Raw genomic sequence first — 10,832 nt, forward strand, 5'->3', positions numbered from 1 at the left:
TGCCAGGCAGCGGGTTCTCGTCAACGTTGCTGCGCGGGAATCAGAACCTGTAGTTCACACCCAGCATGTACGTCCGGCCCCACTCGACGTACTCCAGCGGTTTGTCCTTGGTGCCGGCATAGGTGCGGTACGGCTCGTTGGTCAGGTTGCTTCCCTGCAGGAGCAGGGTCAGCCCGTGCAGGCTGCTGCTGTCGGCGAAGGTATAGCTCACCTGCGCATCGGTCACGTTCTCGCCCACCACGTAACGCAGGGTGCGGTTGCCGTTGAAGTTGCCGATCTCGCCGATGAAGTCCGAGCGCCGCCGCTGGCTGATGCGGGCCTCGAACCCATTGCGCTCGAAGTACGCGGTGAAGTTGTACACGCGTTCGGACAGGCCCGGCAGGCTGATCGGATCGCTGCCGACGCTGGACGCGCTTTCCGGGTCGAGGATCTTGATGTCGCTGTCGTTGAAGGTGGCAGCGGCCTGGATGCCGAAGCCGCGCAGGCTGTCGGAGAGCATCTCGAGCGGGAACGAGGCGGTCAGCTCCAGGCCCTTCAGCTTGCCGCCCTGGCCGTTCTGCGGTGCGGAGAAGGTGCCGGTGGTCAGCAGCGGGGCGCTCATGCCCGGCGGAATCACGTAGCTGGCCAGCAGGTCGCTGAAGTCGTAGTCATCCACCGACTGGGTGTAGACGTAGCTCTTCAGATCCTTGAAGAAGACAGCCGCGGCCACGTAGGCCTTCTCGCCAAAGTACTTCTCGTAGGACAGGTCGATCGCGTTGGCGCGCCACGGGTCGAGCAGAGGGTTGCCGCCGCTGCCGCCGGGCTTGCCGGTGGCGGTATCCACACCGAACTCCAGGCCGGCGCGCATCTGGTCCACACGCGGGCGCGCGACCTGCTTGGCGGCGGCGAAGCGCAGCGTCTGCTGGTGCGGGAACATGAAGACCAGGTTCAAGCTCGGCAGCCAGTCGGTGTAGGTCTTGCCGGCGTCGATCGGCAGCACTTCCTGGCCGGCCGGGCGCGAGCGGTCGAAGTAGTTTGACTGCGAGCTCTGGTCGGTGCGGATCATCTGCACACCGATGTTGCCGCGCACGCCCACCTCGCCGATGTCGGTGTTGAGGTTGGCGCGCAGCCACGCCGTGGTGGTCTTCTCCTGCACCACCCACGACTTGGGAATCAGGTAGTCCAGATTGGTGACCGGATTGAACGTCATGTAGCGCGAGACGGCGCCCGGTACGTTCCAGGCCGGAATATAGCCCAGCCCGGCAAAGCCCAGGTTGACCGGCGCGTACTGCAGGTCGCGTTCGATGTTCGCATCACCCTGTGCGCCGAGCAGGATGTTGCCTTCGGCCTGGGTCTTTTCCTTGCGGCGGTCGGCGTAGTTCACGCCAACGTCCAGGTCGGAGAACCAGTCCAGCGCCTCGGGCATGGCGAAGGTGGCCTGCAGGCGCGCGCCCTTCAGCCGGTCTTCCACCTGCGGCACCTTGCCGTAGCCGGAGCCGTAGATGGTGTTGGTCAGGAACAACGCGTCGGGGTTGGAATAGTCCAGGCCCGGGCGGATCTGCGAGAAGCCGTTCGGGTTCACCACCACGCCCACCGAATCCAGCTGCGGCATCGGGGTGAGCTGCAGGTTGTTTTCCAGATTCAGCTCGTCGCGCGTGGCCTTGGAGTAGTTGACGTCGGCAACCACCTTGATGCCGTCGAAGTTCAACTCGTTGTTCCAGCCGAACGCGTCGATCTTGTCCTTGCGCTGGTTGTACATACCGCGCACCAGCGGGTACACGCCGGTGGCAGTGCCACCGGTGAAGGTGCCGTCGGCGTTCACCTGCGGGTTGGTGATCAGCAGGCCCGGGGTGTAGCCGCCGTTGTAGTTGCTGAGGTTGAGCTCGAACTGGTTGGCGGTATCGATCTGCTCGGCTTCGGTGTGGAAGGCGTCGAGCGTGCTGGTCCAGGTGTTGGACGGACGGAACTGCACGGTGGCCATGTAGCCGTCACGCTTGTTGTTGCCGGTACGGCGCAGCGCCTTGATGCCGTCGGAGAACGCGGTGCCCGGGGCCAGGCCGGGGCGGTTGCCGTTGTCGGTATGCTCGGTGGTCCACGGCTCGTACAGGCCGACCTGGTTTTCCTGGATCGGATTGTCGCTGTGCGCATAGCCGATCGACAGGCCCAGGGTGTTGTCCATGAACTGGTCGATGTAGCTGGCGCTGAAGCGGTTGCCGAACGCATCCACGTTGGCGGCCTTGCCGAGCGAGCTCTTCTGGTAGCGGCCGCTGATGGCGATCACGCGGTCGGCGAAGCTCAGCGGGCGCACGGTCTGCATATCGATGGTGCCCGACAGACCCTGGCCGACCAGTGCCGCATCGGGGGTCTTGTAGACCACCACGCCATTGACCAGTTCCGAGGGGTACTGATCGAACTCGACGCTGCGGTTGTCGCCAGTGCTGACCACCTCACGTCCGTTGAGCAGGGTGGTGGCGAAGTCCGGGGACAGGCCGCGCACGCTGATCACCTGGGCGCGACCGGCCACACGCTGGGCGGCCAGGCCGGGCAGGCGGCCAAGCGATTCGGCGATGCTCACGTCGGGCAGCTTGCCGATGTCCTCGGCCGAGATCGCTTCGACCACCGAGGTGGCGTCCTGCTTGATCGCGATCGCGTTCTCGATGCCGCGGCGGATGCCGGTGACCTGCACGGTGTCCAGGTTGGTGGCCGAGGTCGCGGTCTTCGGTGTGGTGGTGTCCGTTTCGGCGGTCTGCGCCGACGCCATCAACGGCGTCAGGGCGACGGCCAGCGCGAGACTCAGCGCGCTGCGCTTGCGGTTCAACATTTTCCCCTCCCAGGCAATGTTGCCAATCGATTTGTGTTTGCCCGGAGGACCCGGGAGCGTCGCGGCGCGGTGGCCGTTGACTGCGTGGCTATGGTAGGCAGGGCATCCGCTGCGGGAATCACCCTGCATACGTATTCAATGGAATTTCAGCGGCTGTAAGCGATTACAGATGCGTCATGAAGGGGCGTGCCGGGCAAGCGGCCGGCACGCCCGGTCAGGCGTGGTGCGCGCTGCCGCGGTTGTCGTTCACAACGGCGTGAAACGAATGGCCTGGCCACCGCCCGGCGCGAGAACGATGCTCAACGTATCGGCGCTGGTCACTTCGCGTGTTTCGCGCTCGAACGCGAACGGATTGCTGCGGTAATCGGCGCGCTCGCCATCGCGGTAGATTTCGGCGCGGTAGCGCACTCCCGGTTCCAGGAACCCCAGCGACACCGGCAGCACGCGGCCGTGCTCGTCGGTGATGCTGCCCAGGTACCAGTCGCGGCTGTGACGGTCCTTGCGCACCAGGGTGACGTAGTCCCCAACCTCGCCGTTCAGCACACGGCTGTCGTCCCAGTCCACGGCCACATCTTCGATGAAGCGGAACGCCTCGCGATGCTGTTCGTAGTGCTCGGGCAGGTCGGCCGCCATCTGGATCGGGCTGTAGATCGCCACGTACAGCGCGAGCTGCCGTGCGAGCGTGCTGGGGATGGCCTGACCGCCGCGCCCCTTCAGGCTGAGGATGCCGGGGGTGTAATCCATCGGCCCGGACAGCATCCGGGTGAACACCAGGTTGACTTCGTGTTCGGGCGGATTGGGAGGCTGGCCCCAGGCGTTGTACTCCATGCCACGCGCGCCCTCGCGGGACACCCAGTTGGGATAGGTGCGGCGCAGGCCGGTGTCCTTGATCGGCTCGTGCGGGTTCACCGCGATGTGTCGTTTTGCCGCTTCCTGCACCACCTTCAGGTGGTGGCGGGCCATGAACTGGCCGTCGTGCCACTCACGCCAGAGCGGGCCGCCGGCCGGATTGCGCCGGTCCACCTGGCCGTCATCGCAGACGTAGCCACTCTTGAACGCATCCACGCCGAGCCGCGCATACAGGTGCAGCGCGGCACCGAGCTGGTCTTCATAATGCTCGATCGCGCAGCCGGTCTCGTGGTGGCCGATCAGGTGCACGCCCTTCTTCGCGCCATAGGCGGCCAGCGCCTCGATGTCGAAATCGGCGGTGGGGCGGGTGAAGTCGAAGTCGTAGCCGTTGCCCACCCAGTTGCCGTCCCAGCCGGGATTCCAGCCCTCCACGAGCACGCCGCGGAATCCGTGTGCGGCGGCGAAGTCGATCACCTTGCGGGTCTTGGCGGTGGTGGCCGCGTGCTTCGGGCCGGTGGCCCAGCTTTCGTTGTCCAGGTGCATCGACCACCACACGCCGAGGTACTTGGACGGCTTCACCCAGCTCACATCGCCCAGCACATTGGGTTCGTTGAGGTTGAGGATCAGGTCGGACTCGACCAGCCCGCCGGCCCGGTCGCTGATCTGCAGGGTGCGCCACGGCGTATCGAAGGGCAGGGTGCGGCGCACCTTCCATCCCTCGGCCGACGGCGACAGCTGGGCACGCAGGCGTTGGCCTTCGGTACGGCGCAGCCACATGCCGGCGTAATCCACCAGCGCCGCTTCGTGGATCGCCACGTGCAGGCCGTCGCGGCTGCGCAGGGTGATCGGCGTATGCACCACCGGCACCTGCTCCAGCGGCGTGCGCTGGTACAGGTACTCGTAGTGGATCGGCTCACCGGCCGGGATCCACCACGCGGTTGATTCGGGGGCGATGACGAACTCGGTCAGTTCCTCGTCGATGATCGCCTCGCGCATGCCTGCCTGCTCCGGGAAGCGGTAGCGGAAGCCAAGACCGTCGTCGTAGACGCGGAACACCAGATCGATGCGACGCCGGGCGCCGCTGCGTTCGCCCAGCTGCACGGTCACTTCTTTGTAGTGGTCGCGCACGAAGCGACGTTCGCCCCACGGCTGTTCCCATTGCCCGTCGGCACTGCGCGTGCTCTGGCCGAGCAGGGACAGGTCGCGGTCCAGCCGTCCGTCACGCAGCTGGAAACCGAGCCGGGACTCGGCCAGCACCGTCTCGCCCAGGCGCTCCACCCGGTAGGTCGGCATGCCGCCATCGAGCTGCAGCGACACGCGCAGCACCTTCCCGGGTGATTCCACGCTGGCCACAGTGATCGGCGCAGCCCAGGCGGCCGCGGTGGCCACCAGCAGCGCCAGCAGCGCACCCAGCCGGTAGACGTGCGCGTTCATGCCGCGCGGTGAAAGCAGTTTCGTCGGCATTTCCCCTCCCAAGGTGGCCGGAACCAGGCTGGACTATAGCCACGCGATTCCCGCGTCCCGGCCGGTCGGTGCGCTGCATCGGCATGAATACGTATGCAGGCAGGCGCGCGCCGTGGCGTGCCGTCTACCATGAGGACAGGCACCCTGGGAGGGGGCCGCGACCCCCGGGCCGGGCAGCCGGTGCAGGGGAACCACAACGCGTGCAAAGAGGGAGGGAGGCCGACGGGCGCAAGCCGGTCCGCCGCTTCGATGCTGAAGATGATCTGCCTGACCGCGGCCCTTGGGGCGGCGATGATGTCGACCGCTGCGGCGGCCGACCTGACGTTTGATGGCCGCACGGCGCGCGCGGATGTGGCTGCCGACGGCGGATTCCGCCTGTCCAGCGGGCAGACCGTGGTCGCCATTGGTGCCCAGCCGATGCGCAGCCAGACCGGCAGCGTGATGTTCGATGCGCTGTTCGCGCTGGCGCAGCAGGAGCTTGCGGCCGACCGCGTCGAGGCGATCCGCGACCCCGCCTTCAACCAGGGCAACCCGGTGCCCTGCGCCTGCTTCCAGACCGGCGAGCGCTGGCCCTACGTATGGACGCGTGATGTGAGCTTCGCCGCCGACCTGGCGCTGTCGCGGCTGGATCCGGTGCGCACCCGGCAGTCCCTGCGGTTCAAACTCTCCGCCGCCCGCGACGGGCATACCCCGGGTCTGTTCGTGGCCCAGGACACCGGGTCCGGCGGCAGTTGGCCGATCAGCAGCGACCGGGTGGTCTGGTTCCTGGCCGCGCGCGGGCTGCTCGACAGTACCCCGTTCGCCAGCCAGACCTGGGAGGCACTGCAGGCCACGCTGGCGCAGGACCGCGCGATGGTGTTCGATGCGCGCGTGGGGCTGTACCGCGGTGAGACCTCATTCCTGGACTGGCGCGAACAGACCTACCCGGACTGGACCCGCGAGGACGTCCGTTTCATCGGGGATTCCTTCGCGCTGTCCACCAACGTGCTGCACTATCAGGCGTTGCGCCTGGCAGAGAAAATGGCGCGCGAGGTGGGCGACGAACGCGCCGTGACGTACGCCGCCTGGGCCGACGCGCTGGCCCGGCAGATCGACGCGCGCTTCTGGCGCGAGGACGCCGGGATGTACATGAGCTACATCGGCGAGGCCGCGCACCCGGTGCCCTACGCCAAGTACGACCTGCTGGGGATGTCGCTGGGCGTACTGGCCGATGTGTTCCCGGCCGACCGTGCACGCCGGGCGCTGGCCAACTACCCGGTGGTGGAGGGCGGCAGCCCGGTGGTCTGGCCGCAGGAAGCGCAGCAGCCGATCTATCACAACCGCGCTGTGTGGCCGTTCGTGAGCGCCTATTCGCTGCGCGCCGCACGCCGCGTCGACGATGCCGCGCGCATCCGGCTGGAGATCGAGTCGCTGATGCGTGGCAGCGCGCTGGCCGGATCGAACATGGAAAACTACGAGATGCGCCGCCTGGCCGTGCATGTGGACGAAGGCGCGCTGAGCGGCCCGGTGGTCAACTCGCCGCGCCAGCTGTGGTCGGTGGCCGGCTACCTCTCGATGGTGCTGGAAGGCGTGTTCGGCGTGGAGGCCGACGGCACGGTGGCCCCCAAGCTGCCCGTCGCCCTGGTGCCCCAACTGTTCGGCGCGCGTAGCAGCATCGAACTCGACGACGGCACCACCCGCTACGTTCTCAAGCGTCCGCGCACACTGGACGGCGCGCTGCTGGTGGCGAAGAAAATCGTGCGCAAGGGCAACACCGTGACCGTACAGCTCGAACCGCTCGCCGACCCGCCGGCGGCAGCATCGGCAGGAGACACGCCGCGCGCGTCCGCGTTCCGCCCCGACCAGGCGGACCCCAGCGCCTTCGCTCCCGCCACGCCGGCCGCCCCCCGGCCGCAGAAGCGGGGCAAGACCTGGACGGTCGTGGTTCCTGCGCATCACCAGCTATGGCAGGACGGCATGCCGGTGGGCGGCACCACGCATACCCTCACCGACAACGGCCATCAGCACTGCCTCAGCCTCACCCGGCGCGAAGGTGCCCTGGAATCGCTGCACAGCCCGACCACCTGCGTGGGTCCGCAGCAGCGTCTGGCCGGTGCGGCCGCATGGACCTGGACCGCCCCCGCGCCGACGCGCGTGCGGGTACGGCTGCGCTACGACAACCCCAACGGCCCGATCAACACCGGTGTCACCGCGGCAGTGAAGCAGCTCGAGGTGCAGTGCGCGGGCCAGCCGGCGCAGCGCGCCACGCTGGCGATGCCGCACAGCGTTGGCGCGCAGGAGTCCACCGCCGCCGAGTTCGACCTCCCCAGGGGGCGATGCCGGTTCAGCCTGGCGCAGGGCTTCAACATGAGCGCGCTGGAGCACTTCGCCCAGTACAACGGCGGCAAGGGCGGGCGCGATGGCATGCTCAACGCGGCCACCGTCAGCGCACTGCTGATCGCGCCGATTGCGGGCGACGCGGAGGTCGTGCGATGAGCCGCACCGCCAAGCCAACGCTGTCGTTCTGGCAGATCTGGAACATGTGCTTCGGCTTCCTCGGCATCCAGTTCGGTTTCGCGCTGCAGAACGCCAACGCCAGCCGCATCTTTGAAACGCTGGGCGCACCGATGGATGCCGTGCCCGGGCTGTGGATCGCCGCGCCGCTGACCGGCCTGCTGGTGCAGCCGATCATCGGCTACCTGTCCGACCGTACCTGGACGCGCTGGGGCCGCCGCCGCCCGTACTTCATGATCGGCGCGGTGTTCACCACGCTGGCGCTGCTGGTGATGCCGAACTCGCCCACTTTGTGGATCGCGGCCGGTACGCTGTGGGTGCTGGATGCCTCCATCAACATCTCGATGGAGCCGTTCCGCGCCTTCGTCGGCGACAAGCTCTCGCCGCGACAGCGCCCCACCGGCTATGCGATGCAGAGCTTCTTCATCGGCGTCGGTGCCATCATCGCCAGCTTCCTGCCGTTCATCCTGGCCCACTTCGGCGTGGCCAACACCGCCGCTGCCGGCGAGGTGCCGCCGACCGTGCGCTACGCGTTCTACTTCGGCGCCGCGGTGCTGCTGGCGTCCATCGCGTGGACGGTGTTCAGCACCCGCGAGTATTCGCCGCAGGAACTGGCCGGCTTCGACGACGCCGAACCGCCTGCCGCGCAGCAGAGCGCGCCGTTGACCGGTCCGCCGGCGTGGAGCCGGATCGGCGCGTGGATCGCACTCGGCGTCGCGCTGGCGATGGCCATCGCGTGGCGTGACGGCGACAAGATGCTCTACGTGCTGGCCGGGTTGTGCGCGGCCTACGGCCTGCTGCTGGGCGTGGCGCGGGTGGTTCCCGGACGGCACATGCTGGCTGTCATCGTCGACGACCTGCGCGCCATGCCGCGCACCATGCGGCGGCTGGCGTGGGTGCAGTTCTTCTCCTGGTTCGCGCTGTTCGCGATGTGGATCTACACCACCGCCGCCGTGGCCGGTACCCACTTCGGCTCCAGCGATCCGGCCACGGCCGCCTACAACGAGGGCGCCAACTGGGTGGGCGTGCTGTTCGGCGCCTACAACGGCTTTGCGGCACTGGCCGCCCTGTTGATTCCGGTGATGGTCCGCTGGATGGGCCTGCGCTGGAGCCACCTGGTCAACCTGTGGCTGGGCGGGCTGGGGCTCATCTCGCTGATGTTGATCGATGATCCGCGCTGGCTGCTGCTGTCGATGGTCGGCGTCGGCTTTGCCTGGGCGTCGATCCTGTCGTTGCCCTATGCATTGCTGTCCGACAGCGTACCGGCCGCCAAGATGGGCATCTACATGGGCCTGTTCAATTTCTTCATCGTCATTCCCCAGCTGGTCGCGGCTGCCGCGCTCGGCTTCACCCTGCGCGTGTGGCTCGGCGGCGAGCCGATGCACGTGCTGGTGCTGGGCGGGGTGAGTCTGTTCATTGCCGGGCTGTGCGTACTGCGGGTGCCGGCCCACCAGGAGATTGTCTGATGCGTGCGTATTCCCCCTTGTCGCTGGGCCTGACGCTGGCGCTGCTGAGCAACGCCGCGTGGGCGGGCAGCCGCCCGGAGTACGTGGGCACGCTGGAGCCCTTCGCCAGCGACGCGGTGTATTTCGTGGTCACCGACCGGTTCGTCAACGGCGACCCGTCCAATGACCACCGCGACCAGGGGGGCAAGCACCGCACCTTCGACATTCCCGTGCCGTGCGCGGACAAGGTGGACGGCAACATCGGCTACCTGGGCGGTGATTTCAAGGGCGTGCTCGACAACGCGGCGTACATCCGCAACCTCGGCTTCGGCGCGGTGTGGATCACCCCCATCGTCGACAACCCGGACGAGGCCTTCACCGGCAGCAAGCCGATCAGCTGCACCAGCACGCTCACCGACCGCGGCAAGACCGGCTACCACGGGTACTGGGGTGTCAACTTCTACAGGGTCGATGAGCACCTGCCCAGCAAGGACCTGGACTTCGCCGGGCTCACCCGCGGCCTGCACGACGCCGACCTGAAGGTGGTGCTGGACATCGTCGCCAACCACGGCTCCCCGGCCTGGACGATGCCGGTGAAGCAGCCGCAGTTCGGCCAGATCTTCGACAAGGACGGCACCCTCATCGCCGACCACCAGAACCTGCCGCCGCCGCAGCTCGATCCGGCGCACGTCCCGCTGCACAGGTTCTACAACACCGTCGGCCCCGTCGACGGCAAGGACGGCTCGATCTTCGACGGCAACCTGGCCGAGCTGGGTGACTTCAACCAGCACAATCCCGCCGTGATGGACTATCTGGTGGGTGCCTACCTGCAGTGGGCCGCGCAGGGCGTGGACGCGCTGCGCATCGACACCATCGGCTGGCTGCCGCACCCCTGGTGGCATGCGTTCGTCAACCGCATCCGCGCCGAGCACCCGGGCATGTTCATGTTCGGCGAGGCCTTCGACTACGACGCCGGCAGGATTGCCGAGCACACCTGGCCTGCCAACGCCAATGTCAGCGTGCTGGACTTCCCGCTGCGCGGGGCGATGTCGTCGGTATTCGGCAAGGAGCAGAAGGGCTTCCAGGCGCTGGCCGAACCGCTGCACCTGCTCGGCGGCCCGTACGCGAACCCGTATGCGCTGATGAGCTTCTACGACAACCACGACATGGCGCGGCTGGATGCCACCGACAACGGCTTCATCGACGCGCACAACTGGCTGTTCACCGCGCGCGGCATCCCGGTGCTGTACTACGGCTCGGAAACCGGCTTCATGCGCAGCCGCGCCGAACACGCCGGCAACCGTGCGTACTTCGGCCAGGCACGGGTGGACGCCGCGCCGCAGAGTCCGATTTTCGGGCCGCTGCAGCGTATCGCCCGCCTGCGCCAGGCAACCCCGGCGCTGCAGCGTGGCCTGCAGGTCAACGAACGTCTGCAGGGCGACGAAGCCGTGTTCTACCGTGTGCTGCAGCACGGCGATGTTGCCCAGACGGCGCTGGTACTGCTCAACAAGGGCGATGCCGCGCGCCGCATCGAGGTGCGCCGCTACCTGCAGCCCGGCACGTGGCGCGATGCGCTGGGGCAGGGCACCATCGAGGTGGGGGCGACGTTGAAGGCCGAGGTTCCCGCGCATGGTGTACGGGTGTTCGTGCTCGATGCGCCGGTTGCCCAGAAGGCGCTGGAGGTCGAGCTGCAGCGGGCGGTCGATGACCAGCAGGCCAGAACCCGCCGGCTGGCCCGTTAAGCCGCGCGGCGCCCGCAGGTACAATGGGCGCCCCCGCAC

At 67.7% G+C, this 10,832-nt stretch carries 5 protein-coding genes; 3 read left to right on the forward strand and 2 right to left on the reverse strand.

The genetic code is table 11. From position 1 onward, the window contains the following. Nucleotides 1-40: 40 nt before the first annotated feature. Nucleotides 41-2,800 (reverse strand): TonB-dependent receptor, encoded by a 2,760-nt coding sequence (locus OC534_RS17560; RefSeq protein ID WP_017356712.1) that lies wholly within the window; start codon nt 2,798-2,800, stop codon nt 41-43. Nucleotides 2,801-3,046: 246 nt separating this feature from the next. Next, complete coding sequence (locus OC534_RS17565; protein WP_262072283.1) at nt 3,047-5,083, reverse strand: glycoside hydrolase family 97 protein; 2,037 nt, start codon at nt 5,081-5,083, stop codon at nt 3,047-3,049. 279 nt (nt 5,084-5,362) lie between these two features. Between OC534_RS17565 and OC534_RS17570 the strand changes: the two genes are divergently transcribed. Genes OC534_RS17570 through OC534_RS17580 form a run of 3 tightly spaced genes read left to right on the forward strand, consistent with a single transcriptional unit; the run spans nt 5,363 to nt 10,793 of the window. After that, nucleotides 5,363-7,588 (forward strand): Six-hairpin glycosidase-like protein, encoded by a 2,226-nt coding sequence (locus tag OC534_RS17570; protein ID WP_262072280.1) that lies wholly within the window; start codon nt 5,363-5,365, stop codon nt 7,586-7,588. Further along, nucleotides 7,585-9,072, forward strand: coding sequence for an MFS transporter (locus OC534_RS17575; RefSeq protein ID WP_262072281.1), 1,488 nt, complete (start codon nt 7,585-7,587; stop codon nt 9,070-9,072). Before OC534_RS17570 ends, OC534_RS17575 begins: the two co-directional genes overlap by 4 nt. Further along, nucleotides 9,072-10,793, forward strand: coding sequence for an alpha-amylase family glycosyl hydrolase (locus OC534_RS17580; RefSeq protein WP_026071018.1), 1,722 nt, complete (start codon nt 9,072-9,074; stop codon nt 10,791-10,793). Before OC534_RS17575 ends, OC534_RS17580 begins: the two co-directional genes overlap by 1 nt. Nucleotides 10,794-10,832: the final 39 nt, after the last annotated feature.

Source organism: Stenotrophomonas sp. Marseille-Q5258 (assembly GCF_946900935.1).
GTDB lineage: Bacteria > Pseudomonadota > Gammaproteobacteria > Xanthomonadales > Xanthomonadaceae > Stenotrophomonas > Stenotrophomonas nematodicola.

What these genes read in the sequence shown, in the direction of transcription:
- OC534_RS17560 (WP_017356712.1), bottom strand. Translation starts at nt 2,800, where the DNA reads ATGTTGAACCGCAAGCGCAGCGCGCTGAGTCTCGCGCTGGCCGTCGCC.
- OC534_RS17565 (WP_262072283.1), bottom strand. Translation starts at nt 5,083, where the DNA reads ATGAACGCGCACGTCTACCGGCTGGGTGCGCTGCTGGCGCTGCTGGTG.
- OC534_RS17580 (WP_026071018.1), top strand. Translation starts at nt 9,072, where the DNA reads ATGCGTGCGTATTCCCCCTTGTCGCTGGGCCTGACGCTGGCGCTGCTG.
- OC534_RS17575 (WP_262072281.1), top strand. Translation starts at nt 7,585, where the DNA reads ATGAGCCGCACCGCCAAGCCAACGCTGTCGTTCTGGCAGATCTGGAAC.
- OC534_RS17570 (WP_262072280.1), top strand. Translation starts at nt 5,363, where the DNA reads ATGCTGAAGATGATCTGCCTGACCGCGGCCCTTGGGGCGGCGATGATG.